The sequence below is a fragment of the Nocardia sp. CA-119907 genome, assembly GCF_050955995.1.
Classification (GTDB): Bacteria; Actinomycetota; Actinomycetes; order Mycobacteriales; family Mycobacteriaceae; genus Nocardia.
Genome location: NZ_CP192091.1, coordinates 2,845,099 through 2,866,653, shown reverse-complemented (window position 1 = coordinate 2,866,653; position 21,555 = coordinate 2,845,099). Strand labels below are relative to the sequence as shown.

Sequence of the window (21,555 nt, the reverse complement as noted above, 5' to 3'; positions counted from 1 at the left end):
GCCTCGGTGCGCTTCACCGGGGACGTTCTGCCGAGGCGAGCACTGCTTCGTCTTCGATTCGCTCGATGACGCCGACCGCCAAGACCGGTTCGAGCACGGGCTCGTCGCGGCCATTACCATCCGCGTACTCGATAACTCCGACAACGGGAGCCTGCTCGAGCACCGGAATTTCCTGAGGTTCGCCCGGTACGAATACCTTCGACGGCTTCTTCTCGTCGTCGCGACGCCGCCGCATACGAGACTTCGGCGCCACCGCACCGCGCGGGGGGCCCTGGCGCGGCCCGATCGGACCTGTTCCCGTCTGCTGCGGCAAGGCACCGAAGGCCCGACTCGCCATCGGATTCCAGTTGGGAGGCATCCGGAATCCGGTCGAAGCGCCCGGCATCGATCCGACGCCGCCGCGCAACATATTGAGCGCGACGAGGCTGCCGACCCCGCCGTTCAATCCCGCGAGCGTCGTCGAATACTGCGACGTGCCAACGAGTTCCATCTGGTCCGCCGAACCGTAGTCGAGGCCGTTCACACCCGAATCACCGCTCAGCGCACCGGGATCCGCCTGTGGCGCCAGCTGGTCGGGATCGGTGGGCGTTGCCGAGTTTGTCGGATCCGTCGGTGTGGGATCGGTCGGCGTATCGTTGCCACCCGTGCCCCCGTTATCGGATCCACCAGTCTGATTGTCGCCACCGGTGTTCGTATTGCCGGTGTTCGTATTGCCGGTGTCCGAGCCGTTGGGCGTCGTCTGGGTTGTTCCGGTACTGGTGTGGTCGGTCCCGCCGTAGGTCGTCGGGTTGTCGTAAGGTGCGTAATCCATCTGCATGCCCGGATCGCCGACGGTCACGATGGGGGGCGGTTCGATCGGTGGCGGCAGTGCCGCGAGCGTAGGCAGCAACGCCCCGGCGTAAGCGACCATAACGCCGGTGGCGGCCACCTTGATCGCGAAATACTCCAACTCTTGTGCAAGGAGCACCGGACCGGTCGGCGCGCCCATGGCCGTCGAAGCGGCCAGCGCGGCTTCCTTCAACCGGAACTCGGCCAGCCATACGGCCACGCCCTCCATGGCGGACTGGGCTCCGGTATAAATGACCGCTACCTCATCGGCCAACAGGGCGGTTTGCGTCGCCACCGCGGCCTGCAAACGCAGCCAATCCGCATGGTTGCGAAACACCGACTGCGCCTGTTCGGCCGAGAGCCCATGCCACGTTCCGCTCAACTCGGTCATCGAGCCCTCGGTGGCCGCGGCAGCCGCATTCAACTGTATCGACATCTCCTGATAGGCAGCCGATGTCACCAGCGTCCCCGAGATCCCGGGGCCGCCGAGCAGCCGCCCGATTATCTCCTCGGGCGTCTGCGCGATGAAAAAAGGCACGAGCATATCATCATGCTTTCGCTCGGGCTGCCCTCGACTACTTGCCGACTATCACAGCACTACTGAGAACCTGGGCACCGCCACCCAGATCCGTAACCGAGAAAGAGGCAGCCACCTCAGGTAGCTTTTCCGTATGATTGACTCCTTGCGCGACTCCGTTTGCGGTGCACGGCAATACCCGCGCGGCCTGGCTGCCGAATGCTTCCGGAATGCATGAGCTCACGTCATCCAACCCGGGCGGCATCGGGATCGAGACCGACGCGACCGAACCGAGCATCTGCATGAGGTCGGCCGCACTGATTCCGAGCTGTGCGGCGATAACCGGGAGATGATCCGGAACAATGTCGAGGTTCATGGAAGTCTCCTAACGAGAGGTGCCGACTCTTCGCGAGTCGATACACCAAGAACGCTAAGGCATTCCCAACTCTGGGAATGTCGTACGGAAATTGCCCTGACCAGGATCATTCCGGCTGTGGGGTCCACGCGGCCTGAACGAGATCCTTACGGGAGTGCAGCGGCTCGACGAAGATCCCGCGGCCGACCGGCTGCTTGCTCGGCTTCACGTCACCGATGAGCATGCCGTCCAACTTTGAACCATCCATGATCAGGCCGGAGCAGTTGAGGTTCTTGACCTGTCCGAGCACATTGTCGTACAGCGCCATATCGGACTGAGCGATATGGCGCGCCGCGATGAGATGGAAACCGGTATCGCGACCGTCGACGATGAGGTCTCGCAGCGCGTCCAACGGATTGATCGAACCGCGTGGTGCCACCATGTGGTAATCGTCGACGACCACGAAGATCTCCGGACCACTCCACCATGAGCGTTCGCGCAGTTGCTGCGGGGTGACCCCATCAGGTGGGCGGCGTTCGCGCATCCTCGCGGCGAAGGCAGGCAGCCCATCCTTCAGATCGCGCTCGCTGGTCAGATACCCGACCAGCTGTTCATCCGGAATTGCCTCCATGTGCTGGCGGCGGTAGTCCACCAGCAGTACCCGGGCCTGGTCCTTGGTGAATTGCGTCCGAATCGATTCCAGCAACGCCGCGATCACCGTCGATTTGCCACAGCCCGACGAGCCCAGCACGACCATATGCGTCGAGACGCCGAAATCGATGGCGGCCGGTCGCAGGTCGGATTCCCGCACACCGAACGGCACAACCAGCCGCTGTGCCAGAGTGGTCGGCTCCGGCCGATTCGCGCGGATCTCGGCCAGGGTGATCCGATCCGGCAGCAGTTTCACCTCCGGTGCGCGGCGTCCCTGGTACCGGCGGGTGAGTTCGTCGACCGCGCCCGCCACACCGGCGGCCGTCGACTCGGCATCGCCGACACCGTCGATGCGCGGCAGCGCGGTGAGCATATGCAGCCCATCGTTGGAAAGGCAGCGACCGGGACGATCCGCCGGAATCGCCGAGACCACCCCGCGATGTTGCGAGAAGACGGTGTCGGTGAGGTCACCGAGACGCATCTCGAGTCGCGTCTGCAGCAGATCCTTGATGTTCGGTCGGATGGCGGCCCAGCGCGAACTGCTGATCACCAGATGCACTCCGTAGTTCAGACCCTGCAGTGCGATCGACTCCATGACCGGCACATATTCGTCGAAGTAGGGCCCATTGACGGAAAAGCCGATATCCCATCCGTCAACGACGAAGAACACGTCGCCGTGCGCATCGCCGTAGGCGGTGAGCTCCGCCGATTCCCGCGGCACCCCGCGCCGACGCCGGAATTCGCGCATCGAGTCGATACCGAGCTGGGAGAACAAGGCCTGCCGACTCGCGACAAGATTGGTGATCAGTGCGAAGGTGCGCCGGATACGGTCACCGTCGCGCGCCGAGGCGACCGATCCGACATGCGGCACATTACGCAGTGACGTCAGGCCGCCGGAGAAGTCGAGGCAGTAGAACTGCACCTGTTCCGGGGTGTGGGTCAGCGCGGCCGACATCACCAGGGTCTGCAATGCGGTCGACTTGCCCGACTGTGGGCCGCCGACGATGGCCACATGCCCGCCTGCGCCGGACAGATCCACTGTCCACACGTCCTGACGCTGCTGACGCGGCTTGTCGATGATAGCCATCGCCATCTGCAGTGCGCCGGGGGTGACCGAGCGGACCAACCGATCCAGCGTGGGTGGCACGCCGAGCGGCGGCAACCACATCTTGTGCGCGGGACGGCCGTGACCGGCCAATTGCTGCAACACCGTCTCCATCAGGGTGACGGGTTCGCCTTCCGGGTCCACCTCGGGCGCGATCGGATCGGGTGCGACTACCGGCTCCGACCGGACATTGATGATCTGTGTGGCGGTGAACTGCTGCGGCGGCCGGTAGCCGCCGCCGATCCGCCGCGCGCGCTGGGCGCTGGCCGTGGCGGCCTGGGCTGGCGCGGTGTAGCCGGAACCCACGTACGCGGCCTGGAACCGCTGCAGATCACCCGAACCGACCCGCAGATAGCCCGCGCCCGGCTTTTTCGGTAGGTGATAGGCATCGGCCGTACCGATGGCATCGCGGGAATCGGCGGTCTGGTTGGTACGCAACGCGATTCGATACGACAAATGCGCCTCGAGCTCACCCATCCGATTGGCGGGCACCTTCTGCGAGGCGAGCAGCAAGTGGATGCGCAGCGACCGGCCGAGTCGACCGATGGCCACGAACAGCTTGGAGAAATTCGGATGCTGTTCGAGGAGTTCGGCGAATTCGTCCAGGATGATCAGCAGGGTGGGCAGCGGGGGCAATTGGGCGCCCTGTTCGCGGGCCCGCTCGTAATCGGCGACGCTGGCGAAGTTGCCCGCATCGCGCAGAATCCGCTGCCGCCTGGCCATTTCGCCATTGATCACGTCCTCCATACGGGTGACGAGATCGGCTTCCTCTTCCATATTGGTGACCACGGCGGTGACGTGGTGCAGCCGGTCGAAGCCGAGGAAGGTCGCACCACCCTTGAAGTCGACGAGCAGCAGGTTCAGCACATCCGGCGAATGCGTCGCGACCGCCGAAAGCACCAGTGTGCGAAGGAATTCCGATTTTCCGGAACCGGTGGCGCCGATGCACATACCGTGCGGGCCCATGCCCTCCTCGGCCGATTCCTTGATGTCGAGGAAGACAAGTTGGCTGGTCGGATCGTGGCCGAATGGAATGTTGAGCCTGGCGCGGTCGCTGTCGCGGCGATTCGGCCAGTGCAGATCGACCGCGATATTGCCCGGATCGGAAATGTCGACCATTTCCTCCCAGGAGGTACCGCCGCTGGCCTGCTCGGCGGCCACCGCCTCCACCACGGTCGACAGACGGTGCGGAGAGAGGTTGCGCGCCAACGCGGTTGTCGCGGGCACCGACATGGCATCGGACGTGCCGACCCGGCGCGGCCCACGCGCGGTGACCTCGTGCAGGTCCCGGTTCTCGCTCACGGTGAATTTCAGTGCCCGCGGCAGCGTCTGTTCGGCCGCGCCGAGCCGCAGCCAGGTGCAGCCGTCGACACCGGAGATATCGCGCTCATTGGCGGCCCCGCCCACATCCACGATCAGGATGTAGTGGGTCCGGTCGAGGGTGGGCTGCGAGTTGGCGGAGAACGGGCCGCGATTCAGACCGGCGAGCACCTTCGTGCGCAATTCCGCTACGGACCGGTACACCATCCGGCTCGATCCGATCGCATCGGTCTCACTGGGATGCTGCGTGTGCGGCAACCACTTCAGCCAGGACCACTCCGGTCCGTCCGGATCCGACAGCACCGCGGCGATGGCCACCTGATCGGGTCCGTGCAGGACCGCGACCTCGGCGATCATCGCGCGGACGAGCGCCGCCACCGCGTCCGCGTCACCGTCGAATCCGACCTGTGGCGCGGACAGCAGATTGATCGCGACCGGCATACCCCCGACGGTCGAATAGGCCTTGGCGAACCGGGTGACCTCGACAACGCCGACCGGGTCCAGATCCGCGGTGGGCGCCGCCTCCGGCACGATCACGCGCACCTGGTTGGCGATCCGGCCCCGGCCCACCCGCACGCGCAGGAACTGCGGACTCGCGACCTGCACCTCCCACATCCGGGTGCCGCCGACCAGCCGGGAGACCTCCGCCGGGCCGGGATGGGTGTAGCGCAGGAAGGCGAAGAGCTCCGATTCCGCCGCATGGACGGTCTTGCGGTTATCGGCGATCGAGCGCAGATAGTCCTTGCGCTCCTCATTGAGCGAGGCCGCATTGCTGCCGCCACCGCCGGCCATCGATCCGCCCATCATGCCGAACATCGACACCAGCATCATGACCGGGAACATCATCATCATCGGTGACATCTGCCCGCCGCCGCGGAACATCATCACCATCATTCCGCCCATACCCGCGACCATCACCACGGGCATGATCATTTTGATTCTGGACGGCGGCACCGGTTTTGGCAGTTCGGTCGGCGGCTGCAACCGCAGTTCGGTCACCGCCGGCGCCTTGGGACCACGGACAGCGCGCGCCGGGCGCACGAATCGACGCGTTGTCGTCATGACGTACCGCCGGTCTTCAGACCGGTGGCCGATTTGTCGGTGGGAATTCCGTCGTGCTGGACGCGGGCATCCCTCTGCGACAGCACCGGGCCGACCGCGAACAACGAGACAATGCTCCACGGCGCGGGCACCGGGCTACGCAGTCCCAGTGCGGTCAGGGTCTGGTTACCGCTGTCGCCGATGCTCGCATCGATGCCGTAGCGCACCCCGCTGTCGGAGATCCAGTACAGCGATTCGCGCAGGGGTGAGGTGGGATCGGCTCCGGTGACCTGCACGAAACGGCCGCTGCTGCCGGGCAGATAGGCCGAATCCGCGGTGGCGCCACCCGAACTCGGCGCGGTCACCAGGTCGACGACGCGAACCTGGTCCCCGGTCGTCAACGGCAGCTGCCGGCCGACCAGCAGTTCGGTACGCGCATTCGGATCACCGTTGTCGCGTGACCAGTGGTAGCAACTCACCCCGAAACGGTTGGCATCGACGATCTTGACCGGACGAGTCGGATAGTCGGCTGTCCCCGGCCAGGCCCCGGGCCGCATATTGGCCGTGATGAGATCCGGCCCGACCGCCGTGGTCGCGGGCATACCGTAAGAGTCGGCATTGCGGACAATCGCCGCCAATACCGCGCTGACCTGGACCAAGCCCGATTGGGACACCAGATAGTACGAGGCACCGCGATCCGGTGTCGACATACTCAACACCGAACCGACGGTGACCGACAGTCCCGAACTCAAGGTGGTCGAACCGCCCGCGCCCGGCACATCCGGCACCCGCACCGGCGGCACCTCCGGTGTCGCATCGATGAGTCCGCTGGACGCATTGGGCACCGGCGCGGTCGGGTCGATGCCCAGCGCCAACGTCACCGCGGAATCAGCGAGGCTGATCGCCGCGCGGACCACGCCCTTCTCCCCGTCGTTGTACAGCAACCAGGTGTCCCTACCGTTGCGCACCAATCGGGCCTCGTCGGCACCGAGCTGACGGATGGTGTCGCCGTCGACGGTGAGCGAGCCGCCGATCGCGGTGGTACGAACCGCGGAAGATGCCGTGGTCGGCAGCCCGGTCGACTGGTTCACCGGCGCGGCCGAACCGATGAAAGCGGTATCGCAGACCGCCCACGACGAATCCCGAGTACCGCTGTCGACGATGGTGCCCGGCGCCCCGGGGATACCGACCCACGGTCCGCGCGGATACTTCGCCAGCACGTCGCGGGAGACCGGCACCGGATTCTCGGCGGAACCGAGGATCAGGCGGGCCGAAGTCAGATTCAGTGCCGGATACAACCGGTTGTTGAGGCGCACGAATAGTGCGCCACTGTCCTTCTCCGAGACGATATTCGAGTTGCCGACCTGTTTGGCGGGCTTGAAGAACGCCAGCACAGCCGAGCCTGCGATCATCACACAGGCCAGTGCGATGCCGATCGACAATGCCGTGGATCGCCCGCGCTGCGGGTCGTCGACCATCGAGGCATCGCGCCGCACCAGGGCATGTTCGATGCGGCGCAGGAGAAATCGCCAGCCGGATATCTGGTGTTTGGTCACCACCCGGAAACGTGCCACCGGCTCAGCCCGTCGGCGCCAAACCTGCCAGCGCGGCCGTGATGTCGAACGCGTCGATGGTCATGAGTTCTTCATTGCTCATCGCGGCGACATCCACATTCTCCTTGGTGAAGCGATAGTCGCGCTCGGCCTCCGCCGCCTCGACCACATTGCGGATGAAGCGACCGTTGCCGGCCAGATCGATCAGCCTGCGACCGTTCTTGGTCTGCCCGGCCAGCTGTTCGCAGCGATCCCGCAGGATCTCTCGCGCCTGTTCGGATAGCAGCGAATCCTTTTTGCGCGCAATGTGATCGGCGATCTGCGTCAGTTCATCGGCGCCATAGCTGGAGAACCGGATCCGCTTGGTGAAGCGCGAGGCGAGGCCGTCGTTGGAGGCGAGGAACCGGTCGATCTGGTCCTCGTATCCGGCGATGACCACGACCAGCTTGTCGCGATCGTTCTCCATCCGCGCCAGCAGCGTGTCGACGGCTTCCTTGCCGAATGCGTCGCCGCCGGAGAGGCCCTCCTGGATGAGGGTGTAGGCCTCGTCGATGAACAGCACACCACCGAGCGCCGAATCGATCAGCGCATTGGTCTTCGGCGCGGTGTGGCCGAGATGGGTGCCGACCATATCGTTGCGAGATACCTCGATGACCTCGGGGTTCTCTACTACCCCCAAGCCCGCGAAGATCTTCGCGATAACCCTGGCGATGGTGGTCTTACCGGTGCCGGGAGGACCGGAGAAGATCAGATGCTGCGACTTGGATTCCACGGCCAGGCCGCGCTTGACCCGCACCTGATCCATCAGCACACCCGACTTCAACCGGTCGACCTGCTCCTTGACCGAGTCCATACCGATCTGCGCCTGCAGCAGCTCGGAAGCTTCCGCCAGCAGCGTCTCGCGCTCCTCGCGCGCCGCCGAGGCCGCGGCCTCGGCCGGATCGGCGCCGGTCTTCGGATCCCATTTGTCGGTGCGCGAAGCGAGCAGATCCGGCGTGGTGATCTCGAGCCGATACGACTTGTCCTTGACCGCGCGCTGCCACTCTTCCCGTTCGGTCCACAGGCCGGATCCCTGCAGCCCCTTGAGGATTCGGTCGGCGTTCTCGTGATCTCCGTTGTGCCGGTACAGCATGCCCAACAGGAAGTGCGCATCCGCCCAGATGTAGGACAGATTGCCCGAGGCGGCATCCTCCGCGATGCGCTGCGCGCGCGGCATTGCCTCGCCCATTCGACCCAGATGCGCCAGGGCTTGGGCGGTCATCAGCTCGGCCGCGATATCCAGCAGTCCGTCCTCGATTACCGGCTTCGCATTGCGTGCGCTGAGCACCTCCGGCCACTGCTTGGTCCGGAAGAACAGCGACATGCGGACGAAATCGGCCACATCGTCGCTGGGCACCTGATCGAGAATCACGGCGGCCTCTTGCCATTCGCCACCCTCGGCGTACGAACACGCCTGGGCGATCGCGATCTGGTCGCGGTCTGCCATCGCGACGCGCAGTCCGTACATGCCGATCTCGACCTGACACCACAGCGACCGATCGACCAGACCCGCACGCTGCTGGTCCCGATAGAGGTTGTGCACAGAGCGGTAGGCACCGTAGATCACCTCCGAAGTGACCTCACCGGCCATAGCGCAGCCGAGCCACGCATCGCACATATCCGGATCAAGATCGGTGGCGGCCCGGAACGCTGCCACCGCATGCTGTTCGTTTCGCACTCCCCCGGCGACCAATCCCAGTGATTGAACACCTGTATAGAACGCGTCCTCGGCCGCTGACACCTGGACTTCCCTTCCGCCACTCTCGCCTGCGGGAACGATAGACATTCCGAGGCAGCCGCCGTTGCCACCCAGTTCCCAACATTGGGAAGCCCGACAGGCAGCGGAAACCTGGACCTCCAGATAAGTGGCCGTTATTTATAGTGCCGTCATTCAACGGTCATATCTACTCGAGTGCAGCCCGATCCCCACACCTTCGGGCAGACATGACAGCCGCCGACCCAGGTCGTTCCCCAGGTGCCGGCTCCCTCCGTCGGCGTCGATCAATTGCCGACCAGGCGGTCTCACCCATTCAACGGACCACTGTTGATCGCACCGCTATTTAGCGGTATAGTTCGTAGCGGGCTGGCGGTCCTCATCCTGACAGCCCACAACCTCGAGCGGCGGCCTGGAGCCGCGACCCGGCAAAGGGCCGCCGTGCGGAACGGATTCCCCACATCCGTGGCGAGTCGCCGAACCCCAAACCCCGACGGCTCCCACAGCGGCCGGTGGCATTCAGCAGCCACCGGCCGCTGTGGTATTCGCCGACTTCAGATCACCCGCACAACGACAGCGTCACTGGACATACGCGACCATTTGACCGTCGAACCCGAGTACGGTGCCTCGATCACCAGCCCGTTGCCCGCGGCGAGTTGCACATGCTCCGGCCCCCGCGCGCTGAACGAACTCGCCGGGAAAACCAGGTCACCAGGCCGTACGTCCTGCGGGGAAATTCGAACACCGGAGTAGATCTGCTCATAAGTGGTGCGGGGCAATACGACTCGACCGTCGGTGGCCTGCGCGACGGCATACTGGGTCAGCCCCGAACAGTCGAAGCCCCCGCCGGACGGACCGCCCGCACCACCACCGCCCCAGATGTACGGTGTGCCCAGCCAGGCGCTGGCCGCGCTGACGGCTTTACTGCCGGAGGTTCCGTCCGATGGCACGGGACGCCCGGCGATGGCTTGCAATCGAGAGGTCGCGCGGCCCGCCGTCCGAGCCGTGGTGCGCGCTCGACTCCGGCGCCGACGGCGACTCCCGCTGCCGGTGACGCGACCGCGCGTGACCTGCGGTACGGCCGGCGGCATGATCTGAGCCGCCTGATGGCGCGCCGCCGCGACATCGGCGTCGACTTGCTTGGCGACCTTGGTGATGGTGTTCTGAGCGGCATCGAGCAGCGCCGGACCGCTGAAGCGGGTATCGCCGATCGTCGCGATCGCCTGCAAGCGAGTCTGCAGATCGGCGATCTGATTGTTCACCATGTTTCGGCCGACCACGGTTCCGTCACCGGCCGATGCGACCGCCCGGTTCACGATGTTGTCCTTGCCCGCGTGAGATTCGGCGACGGATTGATGCATACCTCGCATGTCGCCGTAGCCGACCATCAAGGAACCGCGATGGCCGTCGTCGGTGCGGGCGGCAACCGACGATACGGCCGTCGCCACCGCGCTCGGGTTCGGTTGGCCCGAACCGTAAAGCCCCAGTAGGGAGTTCAGGACCCCGTTCAGGTCGAGAGTGAGTGGCGGCGTCATCCGACCGACTCGCTATCGCTCATCATCGACCGCCTTCCGAATCGACAGCTGTCATGTCGCCGACGAAATTTCGAACCTTCCCGAACGACGAAGTCGAACACGACTATGCGGCAACCCCAGCGGGAAACGGAAACGATCGCACTTCCCAGTTGCGGGAAGGCGGGACAATGGTGGGCGTCGGGTGGCGGGAAAGGATCTGATTGCATATGCCGGACGGCAGCACGGAAATCGACCCTGGCGCATTGCGTGAGCTGACGAACCAGCACCACCAGGTTGCGGCCGACACACTCGCCTGGGCCAGTGCGCCCAGCGTCACCACTGATCACACCACCGGTGCCGACAAGAAGCTGCCGCCCGACCCGCAAGGCCCGCTGCCCGGAGGCCAGAACCCACCCGACGGTAAGAACCCGCCCGACGGAAAGAACCCACCGCCGGATAAGGACAAGCAGCCTGATTGCCGCGACAAACCGCCCACAGCGAAGCACTATGGGGAGCCCATCAAACTGGATCCCCCGCCGGGCGCGTCAGCGGCGCTGAAATCCTTTGTCGGCTTGGCCGAGACGGCAATTCAGACCGCAGTGGATCTGCTCGGTCGTGGCGTTCCGAAGCCGCCGCCGGAGGTCGGTGAACTGCTGCGCACGGTGGTGTACCGGGCACTCGGCAAGGGCGAAGCCACCGTCGCCTACCAAGAGGCCATGGCGGCCGTGCATGCGAAGCAGACCTCGCTGCTCAACTACGACAACGAGGTCGCCAAAACCGCGATCGAGGTGGCCGCCAAGAAGGACGAGACGCTCGCGGCCATCATGGAAATCGTGCACGGCCTGCAAACCAAGCTGAAGGTGCCGATCACCGGAAAGCACAAGGCCACGCAGGAAATGAAGCTGATGGAGGAGATCGCCGCCGCGATCGAGCAGGTGTACCGGAAGGTCGAGGCGGTCTACAAGATCAACCAGGAAAGGGCCGGCAACTCCAGCGGCGGCGGCTCCGGTGGCAGTTCGGGCAATGGCTCCTCTGGCAACGGCTCCTCCGGCAACGGTTCATCGGGCGGCTCATCGGGTAGTGGGTCCGGCGGGGGCGACAGCGGACTGGGACAGATTTTCCAGACCCTCGCGATGTTGGTCCCGATGGGGGTCATGGCGGCGACACCCGTGGTGACGGCGCTGATGCAGAACGATAAAGAGCGCAGGGAACACGAAGAGCAAGAGAAGGCCAAGTCCGAGCACGCGGCACAGGCCACAACCGCACCCGGGGCAGCGGCTGCCACCGCACCTGGGGCACCGGCCACCACCGCGCCCGCGGCGACGGCACCAACCGACCCCAATGCGGTGGCCGCGGCGCCGACTGCGGCTGCGCCGGCAGTCACCGCGCCTGCGGCCCAAGCGCCCGCTGCGCCCGTTCCGGCCGCGACACCGAGCGATCCGAGCGCGCCCGCAGCCGTCACGCCCACAGCTCAGGCCTGAGGACCATCGCCCAGGCCTGGGACAGATGGCCCCAGGCCCGAAGGCGCTATTTCGCATGCCGGTCGGGTGCTGCCCGAAACATATTCCCGCAGAAGGCGTTCGCCATCACGATGCGGCCGGGCGAACCCCGGGTCTCACGGCGGAGTGGAATCGCCCCGCCGCGAGATACGGTTGTCAGATCGTGACCGTGGCGGCGGAGACCGGCGGCGGCGACGGTGCCGTTCCCCCGGTGGTCACCGGTGGTAGCGCGTCCTGCTGCGTGGCATTGCCGATGCCATCGAGTCCGGTGGGGTGCTTGAATGTCAGGAAGCCGCCGAAGCTGGCATCCGGTGGAAACGCGGTGTTGAGCGGTATTGCCATTCCGCCCACAATGGCGAAGAGCTTGTTCTCATCGCTGACATAGACCAGCGCGCTCCGGTGTTCGAATTGCACCACGTCCCCGGTTTTTACTTGGCCCTCACCGATATTCGCCCACGGGCGGGTGTCCGTTTCCTGACCCGCCGTGCCTGTATATGCCGCGTGCGCGTCGGCACCGTTCGGATCGTTGGTCGCATAGTTGAAGGCTTGGGCGAGCGTCGATGGCAGCTTCACATCCCCGATGCCCTTGATCGTCGCGTCGACCATCGCGTTCGGATTCGCTGACACCGGTGTGGCCGTAGCCGCGGACACCGTGCTGTTTACCGCGTTGGTCAGGGATTGCGGGGTCGCACTCGCAGCCTGCACCGCCGATGAATTATTGCCAGTTATTTGCGACAACGGGTTCGATGAACCATTCTGGCCGCCCCATTGCGACCCGTTCTGGCCCAGCTGTTGCGGCAGGTTGTATCCATTACCCAACATTGATGCCAAGGGATTCGACCCCATGCTATTTCCGCCACCCCATGGACTATTCGCGGCACCCGAGTTTCCGAAGGAACCGGCGCCGCCTGTCGACCCTACAGCTGCTTGTTTGATATCGGCGATTGCCTGGTCGAGTTTCGCGCCGAAATCGGAGCCGGTGCCGCTGGCGATGCTGCCGGTACCATCCGCACCATCCGCACCATCCGCACCGGTGAGCTCGTCGGCGGTGGTCAGACCGTCGGCATCACCGTCGAAGGCGCCGTCGCCCAAGCCGTCCAGCCCCAACTCGTTGCTGAAATCGATGGGGTCAGCGTTAGGACTCGGGTTCGGATTGGGATTCGGGTTCGGATTAGGGTTTGGATTCGGATTGGGGTTCGGATTCGGGTTCGGATTGGGATTCGGGCTCGGGTTGGGCTTCGGGGGCTTCTTGACTCCGCTGCCACGGTCGTCGTTGTCTTTATACGCCTTCCGGATACTATTCTCGATATCGGTGACCTTCGTCTTGAGAGCCTTCTCGAGCCCCAATTCGAAATCAGGCCTGATACGCCAGTAATATCCGTCCTCACTATGCCCAGACGCATAAACCCCGGGCCTCAACTCGATTCTCTTGTGCTCCGAGTTCTTGTCGGCATCGTGCAACTGATCGTTCAGCTCGTCCCGGCAGGTCATAATATTCTTCCAGAGCGATGTGCTCTGTTCCTTGGTATCGTATGCGGTGTCGCCGACTTGCTTTTCCAAGTCCTTCAGATCATCTTTGAGATTCTTTATGTCTCTGATCTTGTCATTATATGTCGTCACCATTTTGGAGTCGTCGGTGAAGTCCGGAAGCCCGTTGTTGTGCAGGAACTGCGAAAAATCGGGCACATCCTTCGCATGGCCGGTGCCCAGCAGATCTACCGACACCTGCAGACTCTTCTGCGCATGGTCGATCATGAACTGTAGGCCGGTCGACTGATGCTCGGGATGATAGAGCGTGATCAACTCGAAATGCGGGCGCGCATTCCCGGGAACTATTTCCTCCACCTGGTCGCCGTTATAGAACGTCTTTATGCTTCCGTTCGCACCGATTACCCGGTCGAAAGCCATCGACTCCAACGGACTACCGGCACCAGAATAGCCCCATATCGGGTTGTCCTTGGCATCGGTCAGGAGGTAATCGCCCTTTTTATCCCGGCTGAGGGTGTAGACGACATCGCCGTCGTCGTTCTTTTTCGTGATCTTATCGCCCGGCAGGAGGGTATACCCGGCGTTGATCCGATCCCCCTTGTCCCCGTACATATCCTCTTTTGTCAGAGTCGGTGCGGGGTCTGCCGGAGTGTCCTTCGGCGGATCATCCTTCTTGGTCGTAGACGGCGACGCGGACGGCGACGCGGACGGCGACGCGGACGGCGAGGCCTGTGCGGAGGCCGGATAACCCGAGGTACCGCCACCTGCGCCGTCGCTGCCGTCGGAGTATGGGGAATATTTGCCCGCCATTGCCCGCCCCTCTTACGACTGGTCCGTCGCACCGGGAGGCGCGACCGGCGCCGAGGAGGACGGCGCGACGATCGCTCCCGCGGGCGGGCCGGAGACAACAGGGGCCGAGACCCCAGGCGCGGCCGCCTGACCGGAAACCGCGCGCGGAGCAACACGCTCGTCGACCGACGTCGACACCGCGGCCGGAACCTCCACGAATCGTGGATGTTTCACGATCTGCTCATGCGCGTACACCGCGTCGCGCAACTGCTGGCGAGTCGTTTCCTCGGCCAACAGCAGCACCAGCTCGTTGCACCGCCGCTCGAATACCAAAGCGCGCAATCCACCGTCTGCATCGTCGAGCCGCAGGTCCCCGGGCTCGACGCGTCCGACATCGACGCGACGCGGCATGATCGAGGCCGCGAGCAGATCATCGGCGTCGCGCAGTTCATCCCACCAGGACCTCGGAATATCGCGTCCGGACTGGATCGCCGCCAGAATGCGCTCCCGCACCCCGCGCGCGCCCGCGCCGTCCGTCGGGAGGTCACGGATCCGGCTCACCTTGGCGTGCGCGTCCGTCGCCAATTCGATGCAGCGGGCGCGCAGCGCCGAATCCGGTACGGCCGCAATCTGTTCCAGCGCCTCGACGGAGCCGGCGAGTCCGAGCCTATCGGCGGTATCGGGGGTGGGCATCCGCAGATCGACGTCGTAGGACGGTCCGACCATGCCCTCCATCGAGACATCGCTGAACCGCGCCCGCAGGCCGGAATCGATCGGCCCGGACGACACCACCGCCGAGAGCGACGCCCCGGCCTTCGCGCCCCACGCCAGTCCGAATTCCACCAGGACACGCGCCGGGTCGGATACGCCCTCCCATGGCGACGCCGGATCCGTTGACCCCGCGCCGAGCATTTCGTCCCACAGCCATGGCGTGGACACCTCGCGCGGCAGATACAGACCAGCGGGGAACCAGCCACGGCCCTCGTTGGAGGTGATGAATACCCCCGCGCCACCCGGACCGCGCATCACCGCCACGGCCCAGTGCAGCCCGAGGACCGACGAGTCCACGGCCGCCAGCACGGCGCCGAGCAGGGTGCGTGCGACCACCAGGTCGTTGTTGACGGCATCGCCGACCACGTACGCCGGTGCGGCCTCCTTGTCCTTATTGGCGGCAACGGCCGACGCGAACGGCGTCGCCATGGGCGCGGGCGGCAGATCACCCGCCGCGCTCACGCCCGACCGGTCCGACGTTCGATCATCGGGACCGGAGCCGAACGGGCCACCGCCCGGTCCCGCCGATACCGGCGGCACGACAGCACCCGACGGTGTGGTAACCGTCGGCCCGGAAGGGCCACCACCTGGGCCGCCACCGGGGCCGCCACCTGGACCACCAGGGCCGCCACCTGGGCCACCGGGCGGAACGGTACCCGCCATCGGCGTCGACATGCCTGTCCCGTCGGGCCCAGCGGGCGCCGCGCCATTTGTCGTCGGCGCAGTGACAGGTCCGACACCGGCCGGCGAATCGGGGGTGGAGTGCACCGGCTGGTTACCTACCGGCGCGTTATCGGACGGGCTGGCATTGACCGGCGGGTGCCCGTTCGGCGATGTGCCGTTGGGCGACGATGGCGAGGTGTGCGGCTGGGCGTGCGCACCGGAATCATCCATGATGCGGCGGATATTCGCAGCGCCTTCCAGGTCGGAGTTTCCGAAGTCCCGGGCGGCCCTACGCAAATCTTCCGCGGTCTTCTTGTGCTCGTCCGCCAGCGCGCGACCAGCGTTGTATCGAGCGTCGTAGTAGCCTTCCAGGGCTTTGTGCACCGGGTGGGCGATCGCGCCGTAGCTGTCCGGGAACGCCTTCAACCACGCCTCGGGCTTCTTGGCCCATTCGAGCGTGTCTTCCGCGACCCGATCATGCTGGTTCGCCAGGTCATACAACACCTGAGGGTCGATTTCCATGCTGCCGCCCGGCATATGCGATCAGATCCTTTCCCGCCACCCGACGCCCACCATTGTCGATCCTTCCCACTGCTGGGGATGTCGAAGACCGCTCTCGCGCTGGGAAGACTCGACAATGGACAACAGGATGGATTCGGATATCCCGCGCGCGAAGCAGGTTGATCGCGCGCGATCAACCTGAGCGCAGCAAGGAGATCGACGTGGCCGAATCGGTGTGGGCCGATCTCGACGCGATGCGCAACTCCGCGGCACAACTCGATGCGGACGCCGACGAGGTGGCGCGGATGGTGGCCGACCTGAAGGCCGATCTCGCGCGCGAAGGCGAGTTCTGGGGTGACGATGATCCCGGAAAGGCGATCGCCGAGTCATATGTGCCCGGCGCCGACAAGGCCATGGAAGGTATGGAGAACCTGGTCCAGGCGGTGCGGTCGATACAGAGCCAACTCGCTTCCGCAGCGGAAACTTTCGGTCAGCAGGACCTCGCCGGCGCGCAGCACATCAACAACAACAATGCGGACCCGACCGATGTCACCACAGATGCCGACAGCACTGGTGGATATCGGAGTCCGACCTCGACACCCACCGCCGCCACACCAACCACCGGCCAGTCCACACCGCAAGGGTCCACACCCGTATCGCATATCAACCCGACCTCCACGGATCGTCGGGAGACCGACGACTCGGCAGCGCCGAACAACATCGGACAGTCTCCATCCGCGCAGTCGCCATCGGCGCAATCGGCGGACCCGCAGTCGGATGCACCGGCCGACAACGATGGACGCGACCCGGACGGGAACGGTGGGGCCGATAACTCTCAGGCACCCACCGACGATGCCAATTCCACCGATACCACCCCACCTGGAAGCACTGCCGCGGCCCCACCGAGTACCGCGGCCGCGAATCCCCCCGCCAGCACCGGCGTGCGGGCAAATCCCTTGTCCGCCAAGCAGTCCGGGTCGGGCGCACGCACCGCGGGGTCCACCGCGGGCACACCCTGGTCCGGGAATTCGGCAGGCACTCCGTGGTCGAAGGCCCCGGCCGCATCGTCCCCGACCAGTTCCCCGTCGAATGGCGCGCCACCGCGGGTTTCCCCACCGCGGCCCGGTGGTCGCCCGGGTGCCGACAAGGGTGCGGCGGACAAGAATAAGAAGAAGGACAAGCGCGCCGCGCCGCAGCGCCCGGTGCCCCAGCGGGCCGAGACCGACACCGAGGCCATGCGGATCGCCCGTGAGATGGCTGCCCGGCACAACCTCGAGATTCGCGGTTTCGAATCGTCGGGCATCCACGCGGACACGGTGCGCGAGATGGCCGCCGCCCTCGACGCCATGCTCGGCCGGTACACCCTCCCGCTGCACGGGATCGAGATCGCCGATTTGGCCGGTGCGCCGTCACGTGTCGAGAACCGAAACACGGAAGCGGAATCCGATGATCCGGCACCGTGGATCATGCTGGACCGAGCCGCCGTCGCGAATCTGCGCCTGCTGGCCGCGACCGTTACGGTGCCGCACTCGACGCGCCCCACCCGACCGGAACGCCCGATGTACACGACAATCCTGCGCTCTCTCGGCGGCGCGCTGGATCTCGCCGGTGGATTCCGGGCGCGCACCGAAGCGCAGCGCACGTTGATCACGGAGTATCTGCGGGTGCGCGGCGCCAAGGGCGACACACTCGCGCGCGTGGTCAGCGGCTACAAGCGATGGCGTAGCGCATTGAGCGACAACTGTTTCCGCAACGGTGTGTTCGCGCCTGCCGCAGCCCTTGCCGAGGCCTTCGCCGCCGTCGAGTTGGACGGTGACGCGGCCAGCGGACCCGCGAAGACCCTGCATCGACTGCTGGTGACGATGGCGAAGGCATCCATCTTCGACGAGTGATGAGCGGTCGGCGGACCAGCAGTGGCAGTACGGGTTCAGAAAGGAGATCGGCATGGACCGATGGAAGCGAGAAGGCCTGCAATCGGCCAACAGTGGACTGCGTAACCAGATCGAGCACCTGCTCGACACCTATGAGCAGCAGCAGCCTCGGTTGACCGAGGTGTTCCGGCAACTGGAAGCGGTCCGCGGACAAGCGAACTCACCGGACCAGTCGGTCGAGGTGGTCGTCGATGCCAACGGCGTGCTCACCGATCTCACCCTGACCGCCGCCGCACTCCGGAAGGCCCCCGACCAGCTCGCCCGCACCATCCTCGACGCGGTCCACGAGGCGGTCGGTCGGGCCCGTGCACAGCACACGGCGCTGACCGCTCCGGTCGCCACCGAACTCGATGACCTGCCGGATCTTTCCGATATCGTCGACGAGATGCCGAACCTGCGTGAGGTCCGCGCCTTCTTCCGCGGCGAGGAGAAGCGAGCCGAGTGAGCACACCGCATCAGGACCTCAGCCAGTCCTCGATCTCGTCCAGGCTCGCAGCCGAGTAGATGAGTTCGTCGTCGTCGGCGTCCAAGAGTTCCCAAACATACGGCGATACGACGCCGCGGACGAGGCGGTAGCCCGCTCGGGTCGCTCGCACGCTGAGACGGTTGAGCCGTTCCGGCAGTGGATGGGAGTTCGCCGGATGCCGATTCCGATCGCTCATGACACGCGTCATCCCGCGGGAACAGCGTTGCGCCGGAATCAATTCCGTCCAGTACTCGTGCCGGACCGCATCCCATAGCCGGGACAGTTTCGGGAAGCGCTCACGCATCTGCGCCAGGTCGGGGCAGCGGGCCGGATGGAACGATGCCAGCGTCTCGGCGGAAGCCAAGTTGCGTACCAGCATCATTCGAATGCGATGGCGGTCGATCCGCCACACCGCCAGCCAGCCATCCACCTCGGTGCGATGCTCGCCCATTCCGGTCACCGTTGCCGCTATCCGGCGGTCGTGATGCGCCCGGACACCGGAGCCGCCAGCTCGACCAGCCTGTCCAAAACCTCCTGCAATGTTCGCAGCGGTGGACCGTCGCCCGCACGATGTGCGACATCTTCGAGCGGCGGATATGCGATACCCCGCGCGGCCGCGCGTTCGCGTGGGCTCATCGATTGCGGCACAAGGCAGCCCGCGCTCGCGAGCGTGTAGAACGCCGCCGACTTCCACACGCATTGCCCCGACCGGCACGCCCGGTGTACCCGCATCTGTTCGTGGGCGAGCTGCACATCGCCGCGCTCGCACACCCTGGGCGGGGTGACGATCACGGCCTCGCTATGTGCTGTTCTCGCGTCGGCCCGTGCCAGTTGGCCGACGCGTGCAACGTCCATATCCGGCTGCGATACTTGCGTTTTGGTCATCGTTGGAGGCCTCGATCGATGTCGTGATGGTCTGGGCAGCGGCCGGAGCGCTTTGCGCTACACCGGTTCATCAGGTGCTATCAACCGCCGGACACGCCACAACACGGGCGATACGATGCCGGGAACTAATCTGGGACTCCCAAGGAATTCATCCCAAACCTGCACGACAGGTCCCAGTTCAAGTGATAGTCCGTGCCACATTCAGATGCTCCATCGTCCCAGATTTGCAGAGGGTGTGATTGCCTTGACCAGTGAAGATGGCTCCTCGACCCTGCCCAGGCGACAGCTCGGGCGCGCCCTGCGTGAGATGCGCGAAGGGCAGGGACTTCGCCTCGACCAAGCGGCGGCGCTGGCCGAACTCAGCAAGAGCGGGCTACACCGCATCGAGAACGCTCAGGTGGTGAAGGTCAAGATCCGCGAGATACGGGCGCTGTGCGAGGTGTACGGAGTGTCGGCCGAGGAAACCAGCCGGGTACTCAAGCTCGCTGAAAAGGCGCAAGCCAAAAGCTGGCACGCGGAGTTCAATTGGCTCTACCGCAACGACACGTTCACTACCTACGTCGGACTCGAAACCCCGGCTCGCAAGATCATTTTGCATCACGAGGTCATCCCCGGCCTGTTGCAGACGGCCGACTATGCGCGCGCGATGATTGGCGCGTACTTCCGAGACGACGATGCGGAGGACATTGAAAAGCGGGTCGAACTACGTCTCAAGCGGCAAGCGATCGTGAGACGAAAGTCCAACCCGCTGGAACTAGAGGTGTTACTGGACGAATCGGCTTTGCATCGCGTCCTCGGTGGTCCACGTGTCATGGCGGCCCAGCTACGACAAGTGGCCGAGATGAGCAAGTTGCCGAATCTCTCCGTGCGTATAGTGCCGTTCACCAGCGGGTGTACATGGGGTTTGGTGCCCGGCGGGTTCCTGATACTCGACTTCGGCACAGACGCCAAAGGTCGACCGGTTGAACCCCCTCTCGTCTACCGCGAGGGGAACGGATGCCCCGATCTATACATGGAACACGCCGATGATGTGCAGCGCTACCATGACATTGCTGCGGCTCTACGGAGTACCACACTGGATGAGACGCAGACGCGAGACCTGCTCAGGCGGGTGGCGAGGAGTTATGCAGCGTGAACACTGACCTGCCCAGCGTGAGTTGGTTCAAGAGCAGCCACAGCAACGGCCCGGCCGAGTGCGTAGAGGTCGCTTGGCTCGGAGGAGACAGGATCGGCGTTCGCGACTCCAAGAACCCCACCGGCCCGGCCCTGATCTTCACCCCAGGCGAATGGGACGCCTTCACAACCGGCATCCAAAACGGCGAGTTCAACCGCCCGCAGCCGTAACAGCGCAGCCCCCACTGGAATCCGATCGCGTACAAGCAAACTCACCACTGCGGTCGGAGGAGGTCATCGTCGATGTCAGCTGGGTACCCACCGACCCGACTCTGACCCCGCCGGACTGTACAAGTCCCACCGACCGGCTCGCCCGCACCATCCTCGACGCCGGTCCAGAGATGATTCGCCACGCCCGTGAGCAGCACGAAGCGCTGATCATTCCCACCTGCACCGAACTAGTGCCCCGCCCAGATAGCTTGTGCGCTACACCCTTCGGCTGCTCGCCGAGCGTGTTCATGTGGCGTCGAATACCGCCTGGGCGACCACCATTCGACTACCTTCGACCGCCCCCTGGACCCAGGGCTCGATACGGCAGGAGCTAACTGGACGCCACACTCGGTGACGTGCCGTAACTCCCCACATCACGACGGACCCCAGCCTGCGCGGGGTCCGCGGCTTCGTCCGTGGCGAGGGAACCGGGGCGGAGCGATTGCGGCCGCACGCGGTCGGAGAGGGATGCCGACCGCAGCGGTATTCCCACAGCAGAGAATTCGCGTGGACGTAGGCCAAAATTAACCGCGTTGGATCGG

General features: G+C 65.0%; 15 protein-coding genes. 5 read left to right on the top strand and 10 right to left on the bottom strand.

Going from position 1 to position 21,555, the window contains the following annotated elements; all coding sequences use genetic code 11:
* Nucleotides 1-13 precede the first annotated feature (13 nt).
* The 6 genes from ACQP2D_RS12545 to ACQP2D_RS12520 all read right to left on the bottom strand — a co-directional run bounded on the left by ACQP2D_RS12545 (nt 14) and on the right by ACQP2D_RS12520 (nt 10,658).
* Nucleotides 14-1,366 (bottom strand): PPE domain-containing protein, encoded by a 1,353-nt coding sequence (locus tag ACQP2D_RS12545; protein ID WP_433683877.1) that lies wholly within the window; start codon nt 1,364-1,366, stop codon nt 14-16.
* Nucleotides 1,367-1,403: 37 nt separating this feature from the next.
* Nucleotides 1,404-1,721, bottom strand: coding sequence for a hypothetical protein (locus ACQP2D_RS12540; protein WP_433683876.1), 318 nt, complete (start codon nt 1,719-1,721; stop codon nt 1,404-1,406).
* A gap of 106 nt (nt 1,722-1,827) precedes the next feature.
* Complete coding sequence (gene eccCa / locus ACQP2D_RS12535) at nt 1,828-5,775, bottom strand: type VII secretion protein EccCa (RefSeq protein ID WP_433683875.1); 3,948 nt, start codon at nt 5,773-5,775, stop codon at nt 1,828-1,830.
* 59 nt (nt 5,776-5,834) lie between these two features.
* Nucleotides 5,835-7,373: a type VII secretion protein EccB gene (gene eccB, locus ACQP2D_RS12530; protein WP_433683874.1), complete on the bottom strand. Its 1,539-nt coding sequence runs from the start codon at nt 7,371-7,373 to the stop codon at nt 5,835-5,837.
* Between the two features lie 22 nt (nt 7,374-7,395).
* The gene (eccA, locus tag ACQP2D_RS12525) at nt 7,396-9,150 is read right to left on the bottom strand and encodes a type VII secretion AAA-ATPase EccA (RefSeq protein WP_433683873.1); all 1,755 of its coding nucleotides are present in this window, start codon (nt 9,148-9,150) and stop codon (nt 7,396-7,398) included.
* Between the two features lie 527 nt (nt 9,151-9,677).
* Nucleotides 9,678-10,658, bottom strand: coding sequence for a C40 family peptidase (locus ACQP2D_RS12520; RefSeq protein ID WP_433683872.1), 981 nt, complete (start codon nt 10,656-10,658; stop codon nt 9,678-9,680).
* 206 nt (nt 10,659-10,864) lie between these two features.
* Here ACQP2D_RS12520 and ACQP2D_RS12515 point away from each other — a divergent pair, with 206 nt between their 5' ends.
* The gene (locus tag ACQP2D_RS12515) at nt 10,865-12,118 is read left to right on the top strand and encodes a hypothetical protein (protein ID WP_433683871.1); all 1,254 of its coding nucleotides are present in this window, start codon (nt 10,865-10,867) and stop codon (nt 12,116-12,118) included.
* Between the two features lie 174 nt (nt 12,119-12,292).
* Here the strand turns inward: ACQP2D_RS12515 and ACQP2D_RS12510 are convergent, their stop codons facing one another.
* Complete coding sequence (locus tag ACQP2D_RS12510) at nt 12,293-14,434, bottom strand: hypothetical protein (RefSeq protein WP_433683870.1); 2,142 nt, start codon at nt 14,432-14,434, stop codon at nt 12,293-12,295.
* A 12-nt stretch (nt 14,435-14,446) separates the two neighbouring features.
* Nucleotides 14,447-16,369, bottom strand: a complete 1,923-nt coding sequence (locus ACQP2D_RS12505) for a type VII secretion target (protein WP_433683869.1) — start codon at nt 16,367-16,369, stop codon at nt 14,447-14,449.
* 200 nt (nt 16,370-16,569) lie between these two features.
* Between ACQP2D_RS12505 and ACQP2D_RS12500 the strand changes: the two genes are divergently transcribed.
* Together ACQP2D_RS12500 and ACQP2D_RS12495 are read left to right on the top strand one after the other, a co-directional pair.
* A complete protein-coding gene (locus tag ACQP2D_RS12500; RefSeq protein WP_433683868.1) occupies nt 16,570-18,240 on the top strand; it encodes a WXG100 family type VII secretion target in 1,671 nt (556 codons plus the stop codon).
* A gap of 52 nt (nt 18,241-18,292) precedes the next feature.
* Nucleotides 18,293-18,724, top strand: coding sequence for a YbaB/EbfC family nucleoid-associated protein (locus ACQP2D_RS12495; protein WP_433683867.1), 432 nt, complete (start codon nt 18,293-18,295; stop codon nt 18,722-18,724).
* Nucleotides 18,725-18,734: 10 nt separating this feature from the next.
* Here ACQP2D_RS12495 and ACQP2D_RS12490 read toward each other — a convergent pair whose 3' ends face one another.
* Entirely contained in the window at nt 18,735-19,196 is a 462-nt protein-coding gene (locus tag ACQP2D_RS12490; RefSeq protein ID WP_433683866.1) for a hypothetical protein, read from the bottom strand.
* Between the two features lie 17 nt (nt 19,197-19,213).
* On the bottom strand, nt 19,214-19,630 hold the full coding sequence (locus tag ACQP2D_RS12485; RefSeq protein ID WP_433683865.1) for a hypothetical protein: 417 nt from the start codon (nt 19,628-19,630) through the stop codon (nt 19,214-19,216).
* Between the two features lie 244 nt (nt 19,631-19,874).
* Between ACQP2D_RS12485 and ACQP2D_RS12480 the strand changes: the two genes are divergently transcribed.
* Both ACQP2D_RS12480 and ACQP2D_RS12475 read left to right on the top strand, forming a co-directional pair.
* On the top strand, nt 19,875-20,765 hold the full coding sequence (locus ACQP2D_RS12480) for a helix-turn-helix domain-containing protein (RefSeq protein ID WP_433683864.1): 891 nt from the start codon (nt 19,875-19,877) through the stop codon (nt 20,763-20,765).
* Nucleotides 20,762-20,974 (top strand): DUF397 domain-containing protein, encoded by a 213-nt coding sequence (locus ACQP2D_RS12475; protein WP_433683863.1) that lies wholly within the window; start codon nt 20,762-20,764, stop codon nt 20,972-20,974. The genes ACQP2D_RS12480 and ACQP2D_RS12475 overlap by 4 nt, the downstream gene beginning before the upstream one ends.
* Nucleotides 20,975-21,555: the final 581 nt, after the last annotated feature.

Bases quoted from the DNA above. Each gene is read 5' to 3' on its own strand.
- ACQP2D_RS12510 (WP_433683870.1), bottom strand. From the start codon at position 14,434: ATGGCGGGCAAATATTCCCCATACTCCGACGGCAGCGACGGCGCAGGT.
- ACQP2D_RS12540 (WP_433683876.1), bottom strand. From the start codon at position 1,721: ATGAACCTCGACATTGTTCCGGATCATCTCCCGGTTATCGCCGCACAG.
- ACQP2D_RS12505 (WP_433683869.1), bottom strand. From the start codon at position 16,369: ATGGAAATCGACCCTCAGGTGTTGTATGACCTGGCGAACCAGCATGAT.
- ACQP2D_RS12515 (WP_433683871.1), top strand. From the start codon at position 10,865: ATGCCGGACGGCAGCACGGAAATCGACCCTGGCGCATTGCGTGAGCTG.
- ACQP2D_RS12490 (WP_433683866.1), bottom strand. From the start codon at position 19,196: ATGGGCGAGCATCGCACCGAGGTGGATGGCTGGCTGGCGGTGTGGCGG.
- ACQP2D_RS12495 (WP_433683867.1), top strand. From the start codon at position 18,293: ATGGACCGATGGAAGCGAGAAGGCCTGCAATCGGCCAACAGTGGACTG.
- ACQP2D_RS12520 (WP_433683872.1), bottom strand. From the start codon at position 10,658: ATGACGCCGCCACTCACTCTCGACCTGAACGGGGTCCTGAACTCCCTA.
- ACQP2D_RS12485 (WP_433683865.1), bottom strand. From the start codon at position 19,630: ATGACCAAAACGCAAGTATCGCAGCCGGATATGGACGTTGCACGCGTC.